General features: G+C 73.2%; 15 protein-coding genes. 5 read left to right on the top strand and 10 right to left on the bottom strand.

All coding sequences use genetic code 11. The features are described from left to right. Nucleotides 1-251 precede the first annotated feature (251 nt). The 10 genes from ACIO92_RS18100 to ACIO92_RS18145 form a co-directional block, all read right to left on the bottom strand. On the bottom strand, nt 252-923 hold the full coding sequence (locus ACIO92_RS18100; protein WP_366441767.1) for a FadR/GntR family transcriptional regulator: 672 nt from the start codon (nt 921-923) through the stop codon (nt 252-254). 53 nt (nt 924-976) lie between these two features. After that, nucleotides 977-1,873 (bottom strand): TIM barrel protein, encoded by an 897-nt coding sequence (locus ACIO92_RS18105; RefSeq protein ID WP_366441768.1) that lies wholly within the window; start codon nt 1,871-1,873, stop codon nt 977-979. Nucleotides 1,874-2,142: 269 nt separating this feature from the next. Then, nucleotides 2,143-3,594 carry a polysaccharide lyase 6 family protein gene (locus tag ACIO92_RS18110; RefSeq protein WP_402282116.1) on the bottom strand — a complete coding sequence of 484 codons (1,452 nt, stop codon included), beginning with the start codon at nt 3,592-3,594 and terminating at the stop codon, nt 2,143-2,145. A gap of 76 nt (nt 3,595-3,670) precedes the next feature. After that, a complete protein-coding gene (locus tag ACIO92_RS18115) occupies nt 3,671-4,987 on the bottom strand; it encodes an alpha-L-fucosidase (protein WP_366441770.1) in 1,317 nt (438 codons plus the stop codon). Further along, nucleotides 4,984-6,300: an enolase C-terminal domain-like protein gene (locus ACIO92_RS18120; protein ID WP_366441771.1), complete on the bottom strand. Its 1,317-nt coding sequence runs from the start codon at nt 6,298-6,300 to the stop codon at nt 4,984-4,986. The genes ACIO92_RS18115 and ACIO92_RS18120 overlap by 4 nt, the downstream gene beginning before the upstream one ends. Then, complete coding sequence (locus tag ACIO92_RS18125) at nt 6,297-7,241, bottom strand: 5-dehydro-4-deoxyglucarate dehydratase (protein WP_366441772.1); 945 nt, start codon at nt 7,239-7,241, stop codon at nt 6,297-6,299. The genes ACIO92_RS18120 and ACIO92_RS18125 overlap by 4 nt, the downstream gene beginning before the upstream one ends. A 40-nt stretch (nt 7,242-7,281) precedes the next feature. Beyond that, nucleotides 7,282-8,148: a carbohydrate ABC transporter permease gene (locus tag ACIO92_RS18130; protein WP_366441773.1), complete on the bottom strand. Its 867-nt coding sequence runs from the start codon at nt 8,146-8,148 to the stop codon at nt 7,282-7,284. After that, a complete protein-coding gene (locus tag ACIO92_RS18135; RefSeq protein ID WP_402282112.1) occupies nt 8,145-9,146 on the bottom strand; it encodes a carbohydrate ABC transporter permease in 1,002 nt (333 codons plus the stop codon). Before ACIO92_RS18135 ends, ACIO92_RS18130 begins: the two co-directional genes overlap by 4 nt. Further along, a complete protein-coding gene (locus ACIO92_RS18140; RefSeq protein ID WP_366441775.1) occupies nt 9,143-10,468 on the bottom strand; it encodes a sugar ABC transporter substrate-binding protein in 1,326 nt (441 codons plus the stop codon). Before ACIO92_RS18140 ends, ACIO92_RS18135 begins: the two co-directional genes overlap by 4 nt. 337 nt (nt 10,469-10,805) lie before the next feature. Continuing rightward, the gene (locus ACIO92_RS18145) at nt 10,806-11,816 is read right to left on the bottom strand and encodes a hydroxyacid dehydrogenase (protein WP_402282110.1); all 1,011 of its coding nucleotides are present in this window, start codon (nt 11,814-11,816) and stop codon (nt 10,806-10,808) included. Between the two features lie 174 nt (nt 11,817-11,990). Here ACIO92_RS18145 and ACIO92_RS18150 point away from each other — a divergent pair, with 174 nt between their 5' ends. The 5 genes from ACIO92_RS18150 to ACIO92_RS18170 all read left to right on the top strand — a co-directional run bounded on the left by ACIO92_RS18150 (nt 11,991) and on the right by ACIO92_RS18170 (nt 17,938). Further along, complete coding sequence (locus ACIO92_RS18150) at nt 11,991-12,851, top strand: fumarylacetoacetate hydrolase family protein (protein WP_366441777.1); 861 nt, start codon at nt 11,991-11,993, stop codon at nt 12,849-12,851. 13 nt (nt 12,852-12,864) lie between these two features. Continuing rightward, nucleotides 12,865-13,479, top strand: coding sequence for an SGNH/GDSL hydrolase family protein (locus tag ACIO92_RS18155; RefSeq protein ID WP_402282108.1), 615 nt, complete (start codon nt 12,865-12,867; stop codon nt 13,477-13,479). A 280-nt stretch (nt 13,480-13,759) separates the two neighbouring features. Continuing rightward, nucleotides 13,760-14,377, top strand: coding sequence for an RNA 2',3'-cyclic phosphodiesterase (thpR, locus tag ACIO92_RS18160; protein WP_401237216.1), 618 nt, complete (start codon nt 13,760-13,762; stop codon nt 14,375-14,377). 201 nt (nt 14,378-14,578) lie between these two features. Further along, a complete protein-coding gene (gene bla / locus ACIO92_RS18165; RefSeq protein ID WP_402057368.1) occupies nt 14,579-15,499 on the top strand; it encodes a class A beta-lactamase in 921 nt (306 codons plus the stop codon). Between the two features lie 576 nt (nt 15,500-16,075). Further along, nucleotides 16,076-17,938: an NAD-binding protein gene (locus tag ACIO92_RS18170; protein ID WP_366441893.1), complete on the top strand. Its 1,863-nt coding sequence runs from the start codon at nt 16,076-16,078 to the stop codon at nt 17,936-17,938. Nucleotides 17,939-17,955: the final 17 nt, after the last annotated feature.

The following is a 17,955-nucleotide window of genomic DNA, read 5'->3' on the forward strand; positions in this document are numbered from 1 at the left end:
TGGCCTGTTGAGCGAGAACGATACGGCGCTCGCGAGAGGCGGGGCAAGTAGACATCGGATGTTTCTTGGGATCGGAGGCCGGTGACAGCGGGCGCCGGATCCGGGCACGCCGAAGGGGCGTCCGCCGCTCGGGGCGGACGCCCGTACATCACCGCTCGAAGCCGCTCGAAGCCGCAGGGGGCCGCCGGACGCCACCCGTACGGCGCGGGAGACGGCCGCGGCGACGGACCCCTCGGGCCCGCCGCCGCGTCTCACAGCACGCTGTCGAGCCACCTCACCACGTTGGAGATGTGGATCGTCGCCCACGCCTCGGCCGTACGCGCGTCGCGCGCGGCGAGCGCGTCCAGGATCGCCCGGTGCTCCGCGACCGTCCTGGCCACGGCCGTCTCCTCGGTGATGCCCCGCCACAGCCGGGCCCGTACGGTCGCCCCGGAGATGCTGTCCAGGAGCGAGCACAGCAGGGGGTTGCCCGAGGCGGCGGCGATGCGCCGGTGGAACTCCAGGTCGCTGGCGACGAGTTCCTCCAGGCTGGGGCTCTCGCCGAGCCCGTCGAGCAGCTCGGACAGCTGTCTGATCTCGTCCTCGGGGATGCGGTCCGCCGCCAGCGCCGTCGCCGCAGGTTCCAGGATGCCCCGCACCTTCAGCGCCTGGAGCGCCTGGTCGTCCTGGTGGAAGTCCAGGACGAACGAGACCGCTTCGAGCAGCAGCGGCGGCTCCAGGCTGGAGACGTAGGTGCCGTCGCCCTGCCGCACGTCCAGGATGTTCAGCAGGGACAGTGCCTTCACCGCCTCCCGCAGGGAGTTGCGGGAGAGCCCCAGTTCCGCGGCGAGGTCCGCCTCCTTGGGCAGCCGGTCCCCCGGCCGCAGCGCACCGGAGACGATCATCTCCTTGATCTTCCCGATCGCCTCGTCGGTCACTGCCAAGGCATCCTCCTGTGCGCGGCAAAATACATCGGATGTGTGTGTTGGCGGACACCCTACTCCAGGGTGACGCGGGGCCGGTCCGGTGCGCCGGGGCCGGGGGCCGTGGGCGCGGGGTCCGGGGACGCCGCGCGGCGGAGCGCCGCCGCCTCCCGGTCCAGGACGGCGGGGTCGTCGTCGGGTACGAACTCCAGGAGCGCGTCCCTCGGCCGGGGGTGGGCCGCGAGGAGGGCGAAGGCCCTTCCCCAGAGCCCGTCCCTGGCGGTCAGGGGCAGCCGCCGGTTGCCCGGCCACCAGGAGAAGACGTGCACGGCGCTGACCCGGTCGGCGAGGGCGGCGAGACCGGTGAGCGCCTCGTCGTCCGGGGCGTCCTGCGGCGGCTGCCAGTAGGCGGTGACGTTGTCGGCCGCCGCGCCCCCGGTGCGGGAGGGTCGCTCCAGTTCTTCGAGGAGGCGGACCGTGGAGGGGACGGAGTCCGTCAGGGTCCTCCCGTGGAACTCCAGGGCGAGTTCGAGTCCGTGGTCGCGGGCGACGAGCGCGGCCCTCCGCAGCCCTTCGGTGGTGCGGGCGCGTTCCTCCTCGGTGGTGGCGGCCGATCCGGTCGTCCCGGCCCAGACCCGGACGCGCGGGGCGCCGAGCGTGACGGCCGCGCGGGCGACGCCGGGGAATCCGGGCAGTTCGTCCGGGAGGCCGTGGAAGTAGGAGCCGTACGAGCAGCGGACGAGCCCGTGCCGGTCGGCGGCGGCACGGGCCGCGGCCAGGGCGGCGGGGTCGTCCGGCGGGGCGTGGACGTCCGCGCCCCATTCGACCGCCGTGAGGCCCGCCCGCGCGGCCCGGCGGGCGAGTTCCTCGACGGGCAGCCGCCGGAAGGTGACGGAGCAGATGCCGGGCCGGGGCGGACCGTGGAGGGTGCCCGGCCCGTGGGGACGGTGGTGCGGCGGGTCCTCGGACACGTACGGGCCTTCCGGTGGGGAGGGTGCGGGGGGGCGGGGAGGGCGGATGCCCGTACTCCCGTACTCCCGTACTCCGGGAATCCGGGTCGACAGGGCCCCGGGGGAACTGAGTCCGGTGCGGGCGCTCTCCCCGTGCGCTCCGGAGCGGACGGAGGCACGGGGAGAGCGGGCTCACGGGCGGCCGACGGCCCGAGCGGAGCGGCCGACGGCGGTGGGCGGTGGGCGGTCGGGGGTGCGTCCCCGGTCGCCCGCCGGTCAGCGGGCCGGGGTCACGGGGCGTGCGGGCCGACGTCCGCCGGGGTCAGCGGCCGGTGCCTCGGGGGCGCGGTCGTGTACTCGTCGGCGCCGACGTCCCGGCAGCTGCCGCGCGGGTCGCCGTCGATGTCGTGGGTGACGGGCGCGGGCCGCAGTGTGGCCGCGCCGATCGCCCGGCTCGTACGGGAGAGGCGGTGCACCCCGTCGGAGCCGGCGACGAGCCGGGGGTCGGCCCGCAGGAAGCCGCCGGCGGGGATGTTCCCGTCGGCCGCGGCGCCGAACAGGATGTTGCCCTGCCAGACGAAACGGACCGTGTTCGCCATCTCGACGAGGTTCCCGGTCTGGCCGACAAGGAGGTTGTCGGCGACGGTGACGTCCCGGGGCTCGTGCGGGCGGTGGCTCTCGCCGGAGAGTCCGCCCGCGTTGTCGAGGAGCGTGTTGTGGGCGATGAGGACGCGGTCGGGGGCGTCGTTGCCCCGGCGGTCCGCGGCCGACTCGCCGGGGACGTGGTCGCGGGCCGTGCCGCTGCCGACGACCACGGCCCGGCCGGAGAGTCCGGCGAGGTAGTTGTTGACGACGACGTGGTCGTCGCCGTAGATCCGTATCCCCTCCTCCCCGCCGATCAGGTAGTTGCTGTCGACGCGGGTGCCGTTGCCGTGGCGCAGCACGATCCCGCCGAGGCTGTCGCGGATGGTGTTGTGCCGGATGACGTTGTCGGAGCTCTTCACCGAGATCGCCTCGGGGTCGCCGTTCGTCCGCTCGAACAGGTTGTGCTCGACGAGGGCGTGGGCGCTGGACAGGGCGCGGGGGCTGACGCCGAGGCGGATCGGTTCGCCGCCGTTGGAGCCGGGGAAGGTGTGGTCGGAGAAGTGGTTGCGGTGGACGTGGACGCGCTGGGCCATCGCGTCGCTTCCGGCGCCCTCGATGCCGAGGTAGATGCCGAGGGTGCTCTTGCCGTGGAAGTGGTTGCGGTCGATGACGGTGTCGTCGGCGCGGACCATGAGCCAGTGCAGGCCCTCGATGTCGGCGAGCTGGAAGTCGTTGCGGGTCAGCCGGATGTGGTGGCAGTTCGGGGGGATGTCCAGGGTGGTGCTCTGGCGGAAGGAGAAGCCGCTGACGGTGATGTCGCTGGAGTCGTCGAAGACGAAGCTCCGTTCGCCGCGCAGGACGGCACCGCCGCGGGACGCGGCGGAGACGGTGACGGGGGCGGTGCGGGTGCCGTGGCGGCCCCGGACGGTGAGGGGCTTGTCGGCGGGGACGGTGTAGTCGCCGTCGGCGAGGACGATGTGGGTGCCGGGACCGGCCGTTTCCAGCGCCGCCCGGAGTTCGTCCAGGGTGTGGACGTCGACGGTGGTGCGGCGCCCGCGCCGGGCGTGGCCGGGGTGCGCGTACGCCGTGCCGGTCAGCGGCAGGGCGGCGGCGGCCGCTCCCACCGCGGTGCCGGTGAGGAACGTGCGTCGTTGCATGGTGCCTCCGTGCTCTCGGTCGGGGTGGTGCTGGGGAGGTCGGGTGCGGCGGGGCCCGTGCGGTCCCGCCGCGCGGTCACGCGGGGTCCGTCAGGAACAGCTCGATGACGGGTACGGGGGTGTCGGGGCGCCGTACGGGGAGCTGGAGGGTCAGGGTGCCGTGCGGCTGCCCGCCCATCTGGGTGTTCATGGCCCGGCGCTCCGGGGCGGGCGGCAGCCTGATGATCTCGGAGGCGTCGTGCAGGAGTTGGGCGTAGCGCACCCGTCCCTGGAGTCCTGGCAGGTGCAGATGGCGCAGGGGCCAGGCCAGGAGGTGGACGTAGAGGCGGTCGCCGCGCCGGGTGTACCGGCAGTCGGCGGGCGCGGTGAACCCGGCGGGTCCGCAGCCGCGCACGGACCGTTCGTGGAGGTCCATCCAGCGGCCGATCTCGTCGAGCGTGGCGGTGTCGCGGGGGTCGAGGTCGCCCCGGCCGGTGGGTCCGACGTTCAGGAGGAGGTTGCCGCCCTTGGAGACTCCGTCGACGAGCATCCGGATGAGGAGGTCGGGGCTCTTGTGGTCGAGGTTGTCGCGGTCGTAGCCCCAGCTGCCGTTGAGCGTCTGGCAGGCCTCCCACAGGACGGGGGCGCCGTCGGGCGTGGTCATCGGGGCGGAGGGCTGGTACTGCTCGGGGGTGGCGAAGTCCCCGGGGAGTCCGGCGCGGTCGTTGACGAGGATGTGCGGCTGGAGGGCGCGGACCGTGTCCAGGAGCCGGGGGGCGTCCCAGTCGTCGGGGCCCTTGCCGCCCCACCATTCGCGGCCCTCGTAGGAGAAGTCGAAGAAGAGGTAGTCGATCCGGCCGTACTCCGTGAGGAGTTCGCGGACCTGCCCGTGCAGATGGCGCTGGTAGTCGCGGATGTCGCGGTCGGCTTCGGCGGCCTTGAACTCCTCGTCGTCCCGCTGCGGGTGGGTGCCGTCGACGGGGAAGGAGGGGTGGTGCCAGTCGATGAGGGAGTGGTAGAAGCCGACCTTGAGGCCCTCGGCCCGGCACGCCTCGACGAACGGTCCGATCAGGTCGCGGCCGTACGGCGTGTTCGTCACCTTGTAGTCGGTGAGGGCGCTGTCCCAGAGGCAGAAGCCGTCGTGGTGCTTGGTGGTGAGGACGACGTAGCGCATTCCGGCGGCCCTGGCGGACCTGGCCCAGCGGCGCGGGTCGTAGCGGTCGGGGTCGAAGTGGTCGAAGTACACCTGGTACTGCTCGTCCGTCAGCCGCTCCCGGTTCTTGACCCACTCGTGGCGGGCGGCGAGGGAGTACAGGCCCCAGTGGACGAACATGCCGAAGCGGTCGTGGGTGAACCAGGCGGTGTCGGGGGCGGGGTCCCCGGCAGCTGCGGGACCGGCGCTGGTGGTGGTCACGGGGCATCGTTCCTGTGCGGTCGGAGGCGGGCGGGGCGCGACGGCCGGGCGGGCTCGTGGACGTCCTCGCGGAGCCGTACGGTGGGGGCGGCGCGGGCCAGGTAGCCGGTGTCGTCGCGGTGGGTCAGGCCGCAGGCGAGGTACTGCTCGTGCAGCCGGGCCAGGGCCTCGCGGTCGAGTTCCACGCCGAGGCCGGGGGTGCGCGGGACGGTGAGCGCGCCGTTCTCGAAGCGCCAGGGGACGGTGACGACGTCGTCCTCGGGGCGCTTCCACGGCCAGTGGGTGTCGAGGTCGTGGCCGATGGCGGGGGTGGCGGCGGCGAGGTGCACCATCGCGGCCAGGCTGATCCCCAGGTGCGAGTTGGAGTGCATGGACATGCCGATGCCGAAGTGGCGGCAGCAGGTGGCGAGGTGCTGGGAGGCGCGCAGTCCGCCCCAGAAGTGGTGGTCGCCGAGGAGGACGCCGACGGCTCCGGCGGGGACGGCCCGGGTCAGGTCCTCCCAGGTGACGACGCACATGTTGGTGGCGAGGGGCATGGGGGCGGCGCGGGCGACGTCGGCCATGGCGGGGATGCCCGCGACGGGGTCCTCCAGGTACTCCAGTACGCCCGCGAGTTCTTCGGCGACCCGGGTGGCGGTCGCCGGGTCCCAGCTCGCGTTGGGGTCGAGGCGCAGGGGGTGGCCGGGGAAGGCCTCGCGCAGTGCCCGGACGGCGGCGACCTCCTCGTCCGGGGGGAGGACACCGCCCTTCAGTTTGAAGGAGCGGAAGCCGAAGCGGTCGGCCATGAGGCGGGCCTGGGCGACGAGTCCGGCGGCGTCGAGGGCGGGGCCCCACGCGTCCGGGGCGTGACCGGGGTGGGCGGCCCATTTGGCGAAGAGGTAGCCGCAGAAGTCGACGCGGTCGCGGGTGGCTCCGCCGAGGAGGTCGGAGACGGGCCTGCCGAGGTGTTTGCCCTGGAGGTCGTGGCAGGCGACCTCGAACGGCGAGGTGACGCTCGCGACGGTCTTGGCGGCGCCGCCCGCGCCGATCAGTCCGTGGGCGTCGGCCGCGGTCCGGCCGCCGACGGCGCCCTCGGCCCGGCGGGACAGGTCGTTGAGGTCGAAGGGGTCGAGGCCGGTGAGTTCGTCGGCGACGTGCCGCAGCAGTTCCAGGTGGGCGGCATCACCGTAGCTCTCGCCGAGTCCGTAGGCGCCGGTGTCGGTCCTGACCTCGACGACGGCCCGCAGGGCGTACGGCTCGTGGACGCCGACGGCGTTGAGGAGCGGCGGGTCGGCGAAGGCGACGGGGGTGATGACGACGGAGGTGACCTTCATCGGGCCACCGCCACGGGCGCGGCCGGGGTCCCGGCGAGGGCGCGTCGCCCTCGGTCGAGCAGGTCGCGGAGGAGTTCGACGTGCTCGGGGGCGGCGTCCACGAGGGGGGCGCGGACATGGCCGACGTCGAGGGAGCGGAGCCGGGCGCCCGCCTTGACGAGGGAGACGGCGTAGCCGGGGACGCGGTCGCGGAGTTCGGTGAGCGGCAGGTAGAACTCGGCGAGGAGGCGGTCGGTGGTGGCGGTGTCGCCGTCGGTCAGGGCGGTGTGGAAGGCGCGGGCGAGGTCGGGGGCGAAGCAGAGGACGGCGGAGGAGTAGTCGTGGACGCCGATGGCGCGGCAGGCGGTGGCGCTGATCTCGGCGGTGGGCAGTCCGTTGAGGAAGGCGAAGGTCCCGGCGCGGGGGTGGTCGGCGGTGCGTACGGCGGTGACCATGCGGGCCAGGACGTCCAGGTCGCCCCTGCCGTCCTTGATGCCTTCGACGTGGGGGACGGAGAGGAGGCGCAGGGCGGTGGAGACGCCGAAGGAGGCCAGGCCCCTGCGGTAGACGACGAGGGGCAGCCGGCCGGTGCGGGCGACGGACTCGACGTAGCCGAGGTAGCCGTCCTCGGTGCCGCCGACGAGGTACGGGGGGAGCAGGAGGAGGCCGTCGGCGCCCGCTTCGGCGGCGGCGGTGGCGGCGGCCCGTGCGTGGCCGAGGCCGCCGCCCGCTCCGGCGAGGACGGGGACGCGTCCGGCGACGACCTGGACGGCGTGCCGGACGACCCGGGCGTACTCGGTCGTGCTGAGCGAGGCGTACTCTCCCGTGCCGCAGGCGACGAAGAGCGCGGCGGGTCCGTGGGCGAGCTGGTCCTCGATGTGGTCGGTGAACACGGCGGTGTCCACCTCGTCGGCCGGGGTGAACGGCGTGAGGGGGAAGGACATCAGTCCGGACGGGATCACGGGAGGTGGTCCTTTCGGGGTGCGGGCCGGGTGCCGGGGGTCAGCCCTTGAGGGCGCCGCTGGACAGGCCGTGGACGAAGGAGCGCTGGAAGAAGAGGAAGACGATGACGGACGGCAGCAGGGCGAGCAGGGAGGCGGCCATCACGACGCCGGGGGTGACGAGGGGGTCGACGCGCAGGGTGCGCAGGGCGAGCGGCAGGGTGTAGGAGCCGGAGTCGGTGGCCACGAGCAGCGGCAGCAGGTACTGGTCCCAGATCATGGTGAAGCCGAAGACGCCGATGACGCCGAGTGCGGGCTTGCACATGGGGAGGATGATCTGGGCGAAGATCCGCAGGTCTCCGGCGCCGTCGATGCGGGCGGCCTCCTCCAGTTCCCGGGGGACCTCCTTCATGAACTCGGTCATGACGAGGATGGAGAACGCCCAGGCGCCGAGGGGGACGATCATGCCCGCGAGGGAGCCGATGAGGTTGATGTGGACGACCGGCAGGTCGGCGAGGATCACGGAGAGCGGGATGGCCAGGATCTCTTCGGGGAGCATCAGGGTCGCCAGGATCGCGACGAACGCGAGGCTCATGCCCCGGAAGCGTTTCCTGGCGAGGGCGTATCCGGCGAGGACGGAGACGGCGACCTGGAGGAGCAGGCCGAACCCGACGACGAAGAACGAGTTGAGCAGGTACTTCAGGACGCCCTGGTCGAAGGCGACGGTGAAGTTGTCGAGGGTGGGGTCGGAGGGGACGACGCTGAGCTGTGTCGGATCCTTGACGTGGTTGAAGGCGCTGACCAGGAGGGCCAGGAGGGGGCCCGCGAACACCAGCAGGACGAGGAGGTACGTGACGGCCCTGAGGACGCGGCCGCCAGTGCTCCGGCTCTCGGTGAGACCCAGCGCGGTCTCGGTCGGCGCGGTCATTCTTCATCCCTCCGTCGGAACAGGTGGACGCCGATCGTGAGGACGAGCGTCGCCAGGAAGAGCAGGACCGCTCCGGCGGCGCCGACGCCGAGCCGGTTCTGTTCGAGTCCCAGCTTGTAGATCAGGGTCATGACGACCTCGGTCGAGCCGTCGGGGCCGCCGTTGGTGAGCAGGAAGACCTCGGTGAAGACGCGCAGGCCGCGGATGGCCGCGAGGATGCAGAGGATCGTCAGGACGGCCCGCAGTCCGGGGACGGTGACGTGGCGGATGCGCTGGAACCTCGACGCGCCGTCGACCTTGGCGGCCTCGTACAGGCCCCGGTCCACTCCGGCGAGACCGGCGAGGAAGATCATCATGTCGTAGGGGGCGCCGCGCCAGATGCCGGTGACGATGAGGGAGGCCATCGAGCTGTCGGGGTCGTTGATGAAGCCCGAGGGGCCGAATCCCACGAGGCCGAGCAGGGAGTTGATCATGCCGTCGGAGGTGGGGTGGTACATGATCCGCCACAGTTCGGCGACGACCGCCATGGGCACGACGACCGGGAGGAAGGCGGCCGAGCGGACGAAGCCGAGTCTGCGTCCCTGGCCCTCCATGAGGAGGGCGAGGCCGAGGCCGAGCAGCAGCGAGCCGAGGGTCTGGCCGACGGCGAGGACGACGGTGTGCCAGGCGGCCTCGCGGAAGCCGTCGGAGGTCAGCACGGTGGCGTAGTTCTCGCCGCCGACCCAGCGGCTGCCCAGGTAGGGCTGGACGTCCTGGAAGGACATCGTCAGCGCGCTGGCCATGGGGATGAACTTGAAGTAGAGGAAGAGGATCAGGGCCGGGGCGAGGAAGAGCCACGGGGTCCACCAGCGGCCGCCGCGCCGGTCGCGTACGCGGCGGGGGACGGCCGGTCCGGCGGCCGGTGCCGCGGCGGGCTCCTTCTCCGGCGGTCCCGCCGTGCGGAGGGTGGGACCGGCCGCCGCGCGGGTGGCCGGTCCCGTCCGGCCGACGCCGGTCATCCGGCGATTCCCTGCTCCTGGAGGATGTCGGCGAGCTTCTTGTCGAGTTCGCGCAGCTTCTCCCCGGCGTCCAGGGAGCAGTCGGCCATGAGCGCGTTGACGGTGTCGGCGGTGGCCTGGCGGACCGGGGTCCAGTTGGGGAGGGAGGGGGCGTAGCGGCCGGAGGTGCGGTAGACGTCGGCGTACGTCTTCCAGCGCGGGTCGGGGCGGACCTCGGTGACGTCGACGGTCTTGTTGACGGGGAGCTGGACGGTGGAGCCGTCCGTGCCCTCCATGCCGAGCTTCTGGCCCTCGGGGGAGATGGCGTATCCGGCGAAGGCGTCCTGGCCCGTGCGGTTCTCGGAGCCCGCCATCAGATAGACGGAGCCGCCCTCGGCGAGCACGGTGGCGTCCTTGGGTCCCTTGGGCATGGGGACGACCTCGTACTTGTCCTTGCCGAGGGACTTGTCGAAGCGGGGCATCAGGTAGGGGCCGACGACGAACATGCCGGTCCTGCCCGCTTCGAAGGTCTCGTTGGTGGGCGGGGTGTCCATGGTGACGGCGCCCGGCTGGATGACCTTGCTGTCGCAGCCGAGGGAGCGGAACCAGCGGACGGCCTCGGTGGACTCCTTGCCGGTCATCGCGGGCTTGTAGGTGCCCTTGCCGGTCTCGGTGACGAAGTCGCCGCCCGCGGCCCAGAGGAAGTTGGAGAAGTACCAGGAGGCGTAGCCGCGCTTGGTGGAGAGCGGGGCGGCGAGGCCGTAGGTGTCGGCCTTGCCGTTGCCGTCGGGGTCCCGGTCGGTGAACGCCTCGGCCAGGGCGGCGAGGTCGTCCCAGTTCTCCGGGGTGCCGAGCTTGAGCTTCTCGCGCCAGTCCTTGCGGATGAGGAGGGCGCCCGCCTGGGCGGAGTACGGGATGCCGTACTGCTTGCCGTCGACGCTCTTGCCGGAGTTCAGCCCCTGCTCGACGAGGTCCTGGCTGCTCTTGATCTTGCTCAGGTCGATCTCCCGGAGGAGTCCCTGGCTGTGCATGGCGCCGAGCTGGGTGACGTCGTTCATGACGATGTCGGGCAGGTTCCGCTGGGCGGCCCGCTGCTGGAGCTTCGTCTCGAAGTCGTCGAAGATCGCCGTGACCTTGACCTTGTGGCCGGTGGCCTTCTCGAATCCGGCGACGAGCCGCAGCGTGGCCTTCTCGCCCGGTCCGCCCGGTGTGGTCCGGGTCCACAGTTCGAGCTCGGCCTTGGAGTCCTGCTTGGCGTCCGTGCCGGCGGGGCCGGTCGTACAGCTCGTGAGGGCCAACGCCGAGGCGAGAAAACCCGCACCGATCCATCGCGTTCTCTGCATCACCACTCCTGTTCGCCGCCCTCGGCAGCTGGCCTGTAAGCGCTTGCCGGGGACGCTAACGCGCGGCCGAACGGGGGTCAATAGTCCGATGACTGAAAAGAGTTGAGAGCGTGAATCCGCGCACCCGCATACGGCCCCGAGAAGGGTCCTCCACCCGCTTGAGCAGTCAGGGAGCGGACGCGGAGGGTGAAGTACCCACTCTCGACGGCGGGATGACCTCGGGGTCCAGACCTGCAGGGGTCGATCAAAGGTCCGATGAATGACGTGTGGCTGGATTCCCGGGTACCGGAAATCCAGCCACGACGTGCGTCGGAGAGGCGCGGGGCGCCCCGGGTCCCTACGCCCGGGTCGCCGCCCGGGACGGTTCCACCGCGTGCCGCAGGGGCTCGCCGCGGACCAGGCGCCGCAGTTCGTCGCGGACGAGTTCGCCCAGCCGGGCGCGCTCCCGGCCCATGGCTCCGGCGAGGTGCGGGGTGAGCAGCACGTTCGGCAGGGCGTACAGCGCCGAGTCGGGCTCGGGAGGTTCGGGCCAGGTGACGTCGAGGACGGCGGTGAGGTCCGGCCGCTCCCAGAGGACCCCGATCACCTCGGGCTCGTTCAGGACGGCGCCGCGGGCCGTGTTGACGAGGGTGGCGCCCTCGGGGAGCAGGGACATCAGCCGTTCGCCGACCAGCCCCTCGGTCTCGGGCAGCAGCGGGGCGTGGACGCTCACCACGTCGGACACCGCGAACAGTTCCTCGATCCCCACCGGGCGGACGCCGAGCGCGCGGGCGTCGGCCGGATCGATGACGGGGTCGTGGGCGAGCACCTCGACCCCGAAGCCGCGCAGGTGCTCCGCGACGAGCCGTCCGATCTCGCCGAGGCCCAGCAGGCCGACCCGCGAGCCGTACGCCCCGGCGACCGGGGGGTCGTGCGGGAAGCGGCGGTAGGCGGTGACCTGGCGGCCCAGCCGGTGGGCCTGTTTGAGGCCGAGCAGGATCTGGGCGAGGCTGAACTCCGCGACGGGCACGGCGTTCGCGGCGGCGGCGGAGACGATCGGGACGTCCCTCGCCCAGAACTCCGGGCTGACCAGATGGCGCACCGAACCGGCCGCCACCATCACCGCCTTCAGCTCCGGCGCGTGCGCGAGGAGTTCCGCGCCGAGGACCGGGGCTCCCCATCCGGTGAGCAGCACGTCCACGTCCGCCAGGACGCGGGGGTCGCGGTGGAGTTCGTCCCGGGTGAGCGCGGGGGTCCGCAGGTTCACCAGGCGGGCGATGCCGTCCAGGACGGGCGCCGGGTAGACATCCGCCCTGCGTCCCTCCTCCATGACCAGCAGCGCGTTGAGCATCCTTGTCGTATCTGCCATCGGCGGGGCCTCCCGGGGGCGTGCGGTTGCGGCGCGGCACACGATACATCGGATGACATCTCTGAGCGATGGGTCAAACATGCCCAACTCGCCCCTCCCTCTGGACAAAAGAGGCGTCGATTGGTTGCATACCCGCGTTGATACATCCGATGAATGATGTAAAGGGTGGCTGACATGCGTGTGCTGAGAGTCGGCGGGGCGGGCGCCGAGCGCCCCGCCGTCCTGGACGCCTCGGGCGAACTCCTCGACGCGTCGGGCGTCCTCGACGACATCGACCACCGCTCCCTCGCCGACGGCGGGCTCGACCGTCTCGCCCGTGCCGTGGCCGGGGGGACCCTGCCCCCGCTGGGGCTCCCGGCGGACGGCGTACGGATCGGGGCGCCGGTGGCCCGCCCGGGGAAGGTGGTGTGCATCGGCCTCAACTACCGCGACCACGCCGAGGAGACGGGCGCCGCGATCCCCGGGGAGCCGGTCGTCTTCATGAAGGACCCGTGGACGGTCTCCGGGCCGTACGACGAGGTGCTGGTCCCCCGTGACAGCGTCAAGACCGACTACGAGGTCGAGCTGGCGGTGGTCATCGGCAGGACCGCCCGGTACCTCGACGACGACGCGGACGCGCTCGCCTGCGTCGCCGGGTACGCCGTCTCCCACGACGTCTCCGAACGCGCCTTCCAGCTGGAGCGCGGCGGCCAGTGGGACAAGGGCAAGAGCTGCGAGACGTTCAACCCGCTCGGCCCGTGGCTCGTGACCCCCGACGAGGTCCCCGACCCGCAGAAGCTCGCGCTGCGGCTCTCCGTGAACGGGGTGGAGCGCCAGCACGGCACCACCGCCGACATGGTCTTCCCGGTCGCGGAGGTCATCCGTTATCTGAGCCGTTTCATGGTGCTCCACCCGGGTGACGTCATCAACACCGGGACCCCTGCGGGTGTCGCCCTCGGCCGCCCCGAGCCCCGGCCCTATCTGCGGCACGGAGACGTCGTCGAGTGCGGCATCGACGGCCTCGGCACCATGCGGCACTCGTTCCGACAGGCCTGAGAGGAGCACTCCCATGCGGTTCACCCGGGAGGACCGGCTGCTGTTCGTCGGGGACTCCGTCACCGACTGCGGACGCGACCGCGAGGACCCCGCGTCCCTCGGCGACGGCTACGTACGGCTGGTCGCCGATTCCCTGCCCCCTTCGGTGACGGTCCTCAACAAGGGGATCAACGGTCATCGCGTCCGGGACCTGGAGGCGCGGTGGACCGACGACGTCCTCGCGCACGGCCCCACCGCCGTCACCGTCCTGATCGGCATCAACGACACCTGGCGCCGCTACGACCAGGGGCTGCCCAGCCCGGTCCCGGACTTCGAGGCGACCCTCGGCCGGCTCCTCGCCGACGCCGGGGAGAAGTGCGGCGCCCGGCTGTTCGTCATGGTCCCCTTCCTGCTCCCGGCCGACCCCGGCCAGGAGGCCTGGTTCGAGGACCTCGGCCCCCGGGCGGAGGCCGTCCTGCGGGCGGCGGACGCGCACGGGGCGACGCCGGTGCGCACGGATCTGGCGCTGCGGCGCGCCGCCCGGGAACACGGAGCGGCGGCCCTCGCCCCGGACGGCGTCCACCCGAGCCCGCTCGGCCACCGCGTACTCGCGGAGACATGGCTGACGGCGGCGGGTGCGACGGGCTGAGGCCGGGGGGCCGGGCCCGCCCTTCGAGTGGGGGTGGCCCCCGCTGTCTCCTGGGCCGGGCGGGCTCGGGTGGACGGTCGCCTTCCGGGGGCGGGCACCGCCCGCCCCCGGCATCGAACCCGCCGGATGGCACCAGGACCCCCGGCCCGCCCCGGGCCGCGTACCCTCGCTCTCGAACGGCCTCCGGGCCCTGCGGGTGACGGCGGGCCCGGAGAGGACCACGGGTCCGGCCGGAGCACGGAAGCCGGAAGACCGGACGCGGGGCGAGCGGGGAACGACGATGACAGGACCGGACGGGCGACGGACGGAGACGGACGGGCGGGAGCGGGACAGGACCGCGACCGTCCGCGTGTTCGTCGCCCTCGCCCCGCCCGACGCGGCGAAGGACGAGCTGGCCCGCGCCCTCGGACCCGCGTACGGGACCCACCCCCGTATGCGGTGGAACCGGATCGAGGACTGGCACGTCACCCTGGCGTTCCTCGGCGAGCTCCCGGCCGGTACGGTCCCGGCGCTGCGGCGCCCCCTCGCGGAGCTGGCCGCCGCGCGCCCGCCCGTCGTCCTGGCGCTGCGGGGCGGCGGACACTTCGACGAGCGGGTGGTGTGGAGCGGGATCGACGGCGACCTGGACGGACTGCACCGGCTCGCCCGGGACGTCCGTACGGTGATCGGGGAGTGCGGTGTCCCCTTCGAGGAACGGCCGCTGCGCCCCCATCTGACGCTGGCGCGCGCCCGGCGGGACGACCCGACCGGCGCGGCGGAGATCGCCGCCGGGCTCACCGGGTTCGAGGGCCGCCCCTGGCGGACCGAGCGGCTGCATCTGGTCGGCAGCGACTTCGGACGCGGCCCGGGGCCCATCCGGTACCGCGACATCGAGTCCTGGGGCTTCGGCGGGCACTGAAGCCGTGCGGAGGGGGCGGGGACGAGGTGGCCCTGCATGGCATGGCATGGCATGGCATGGCATGGCCCGGCATGGCTCGGCATGGCCTGACTCGGCATGGCTCGATCCATGGCCGAAACCCTTCGTAAGGGTGAGGTGCCGAAACCGGCAGGGGTCCTCCTGGCGTGGTTCCGTGCAGTGATCACTGCGGAAGGAACCACTGTGACCGGCACAGGATTCGACCCGTCCCGTCGTACCGCGCTCGCCCTCGGCGCCGGTGCGGCCCTGACCCTCGCCCTGCCCCTCGGGGGCGGCAGCGCGTACGCCTCGGGCCCCGGGAGCGAAGACATCACGGCCCGGCTGCGGGAGCTGGAGCTGCGGCACTCCGCGCGCCTCGGGGTCTACGCCCACGACGTGCGCGACGGCCGTACCCTCGCCTACCGCGCGGGCGAACGCTTCCCGATGTGCTCCGTCTTCAAGACGCTCGCCGTCGCCGCCGTACTGCGCGACCTCGACCACGACGGCACGTTCCTGGCCCGGCGGATCCACTACACCGAGGCCGATGTGCGGCGGGCGGGCTGGTCCCCGAAGACCGGGCTCGCCGAGAACCTCGCCCAGGGCATGACGGTCGCCGAGCTGTGCGACGCCACGCTCCGCTTCAGCGACAACACCGCCGCCAACCTGCTCCTGAGCGAGCTGGACGGGCCGACCACCGTCACCCGCTTCGTACGGTCGATCGGGGATCCCACGACCCGCCTCGACCGCTGGGAGCCCGAGCTGAACTCGGCGGAGCCCGGCCGCCTCACCGACACCACCACACCCCGTGCCATCGCCCGCACCTACGGTCGTCTGCTGCTCGGCGACGCCCTCCCCCGCCCCGACCGGGAACGGCTCACCGCCTGGATGCTCGGCAACACCACGAGCGGCGAACGGCTCCGCAAGGGGCTGCCCGCCGACTGGGCCCTCGCCGACAAGACCGGCGGCGGCTGGTACGGCACCAACAACGACGTCGGCGTCACCTGGCCGCCGGACGGCGGCCCCGTCCTGATCGCGGTGCTCACCACCCGGTCCGGGAGGGACGCTCCGGTGGTGGACCCGCTGGTGGCCGAGGCGGGCGCCCTGGTCGCCGCCGAACTGCGCTGACGGCCTCCGGAGAGACCGGAGGACGGCGGCCGGAGGGACTGGGGGGCGGCGGCCGGAAAATCCCGCGAATAAATGGGTTGAGCGTCGCCCCGGGCCTTTCCTAAGCTGTGGGCACACGCTGAAAGGAGGTGATCCGAGAACATGGTTTCTTTTCGGATTCGTGAGGTGACTGCGGGCTAACGGCCTGCCGTCGCACTCTGTGCACCTCGGCAGGTCCTCTGCCGAAAACCACGCAGTCACCCGACCCGTGGGCCGCCGGCTGATCCGGCCGGCTCCCGTCCGAACTCGAGCGGACGGGACCAAGGCCCACGGGTCGTACGCGTTCCCGGCCCCCGCACCGGGGCGGTCGTACGGCTCGGACCGGACCGGAGCCGTGCCCCGCCGAGCGGGCGCCCCGGCCGCCCACCGGGCACACGCACGACGGAAGTTGGGTGTCAGCACCCATGCCGGACCGTCCCGGAACCTGGGACGGTGGGTCCTCACCTCTGCGGCGCGAAGGAGTCAGCGGCCATGTCCGTCGTACCGCGGCGGGTCACACGTCGCCGAGCCCCCCTCCCCGCGCCGCCGGAGGGCCACATGGTGGTGTGCGGGGACGACGCCCTCGCCCACCGCATCGCCGCCGAACTCGCCGAGGTGTACCGGCAGACCGTCGTCCTGGTCACGCCCACCGGCGGTGGCCCGGACACCTCCCGGCCCGGCGTACGGGCCCATCTCCTCGGCAGTGTGCCGCCCGACGAGCCGACCCTGGTCGAGGCGGGGGTACGGCGCGCCCAGGCGCTGGCCCTGCTCCACGAGGACGACGAGGTGAACATGCGGGCCGCGTTCCTCGCCCGCCGCCTCAACCCGCACATCCGTCTGGTCCTGCGGATGTACAACCGCAACCTCGGCCTCCGCATGGCCGAACTCCTCGACCAGGCCCGCGACCGGACCGGCCCGGACCTGCCGCCGGAGGACGACGACGGCCATGACGCCACCACCATCGTCCTGTCCGACGCGGACACCGCCGCGCCCGCCCTCGCGGCCACCGCCGTCGTCGGCACCCGCAAGATCGTCCAGGCCGACGGGCTGCTGCTGCGCGCCGCCGAGCACGTGCCCACCGGCCCCGGGGACACCCCGGGGCCCGGTCTCGTCACCCTCGCCCTCCTCTCCTCGACGAGCAGCGACCCGGCGGGCGCGGACGGCTCCGACCGCAGCGGACGGCGGGCGCCCCGGCTGCTCCCCGACGACACCGAGGTCCGGGCCGCCGCCGGGCACGGCACCCTCGTCCTGGAGACCGTCAGCCACGAGCCGGTCCGCCCGCCGCGCCGGGAGAGCCGGGGCGCCTCGCCCCGCGAGCTCCTCTCCCCCCGGGTCCGCTGGGCGCTCGCCGGGGTCTGCGCCGCCGTCGTCGCCCTCGCCGTGGCCTCCTGGGCCACCACCGGGGACCACCCCCTGCACGCCGCGTACCTCACGCTGCTCGACCTGTTCGCGATCGGGGATCCCGCCGTCGGGGAGCCGACCGCGCGCCAGGTCCTCCAGCTCCTCGCCGGACTGCTCGGGCTCGTCCTGCTGCCGCTGCTGATCGCCGGGTCCCTGGAGGCGTTCGGCGCGTACCGCAGCGCCGCCGCGCTGCGCCGCCCGCCCCGGCGACTGGCCGGGCACGTCGTGCTCCTCGGACTGGGCCGCGTCGGCACCCGGGTCCTGGTCCAGCTCCATGAACTCGGCGTCCCCGTGGTGTGCGTGGAGGACGACCCGGAGGCCCGGGGCGTGGCGTACGCCCGGCGGCTGCGGGTCCCGGTCGTGCTGGGCGACGTCACCCAGGCGGGCGTCCTGGAGGCCGCCAAGATCCACCGGGCGCGGGCCCTGCTCGCTCTGACCAGCGCCGACACCACCAACCTGGAAGCGGCCCTGTACGCACGGACCCTCAGCGCCGAACTGCTCGTCGCGCTGCGGCTGTACGACGACGACTTCGCGTCGACCGTCTACCGCACCCTGCGCGCCGCGCACCCCGGGGCGCTCACCCGCAGCCGGAGCGTGTCGACGCTCGCGGCGCCCGCCTTCGCCACCGCGATGATGGGCCGTCGCATCCTCGGGGCGATCGCCGTCGAACGACGGGTGCTGGTCTTCGCCGCGCTCGATGTCGCGGAGCACTCCCAGTTCGTGGGCAGGACGGTGTCGGAGGCCTTCCGGCCCGGCGCGTGGCGGGTGCTCGCCCTCGACACGGGCGTCCGGGACGCACCGGCCGCGGACGCGCCCCCGGCCATGCCGGAGCCGTCCCGGCTGCTGTGGGAACTGCACCCGGGTCACCTCCTGCATCCCGAGGACCGGGTGGTCGTCGCGGCCACCCGCGCGGGCCTGGCGGAACTCCTCGGCCGCGCGGCCCCGCCGCCCCCACCGGCGGCGCGGCGGACGCCCCCTCACCGCGACCGCCCGGAACCGACCCGCCCGAGCGGGGCCTGAAGGGGCGCGGAGCGCGG

It is taken from the genome of Streptomyces sp. NPDC087215, from assembly GCF_044744885.1.
Lineage (GTDB): Bacteria > Actinomycetota > Actinomycetes > Streptomycetales > Streptomycetaceae > Streptomyces.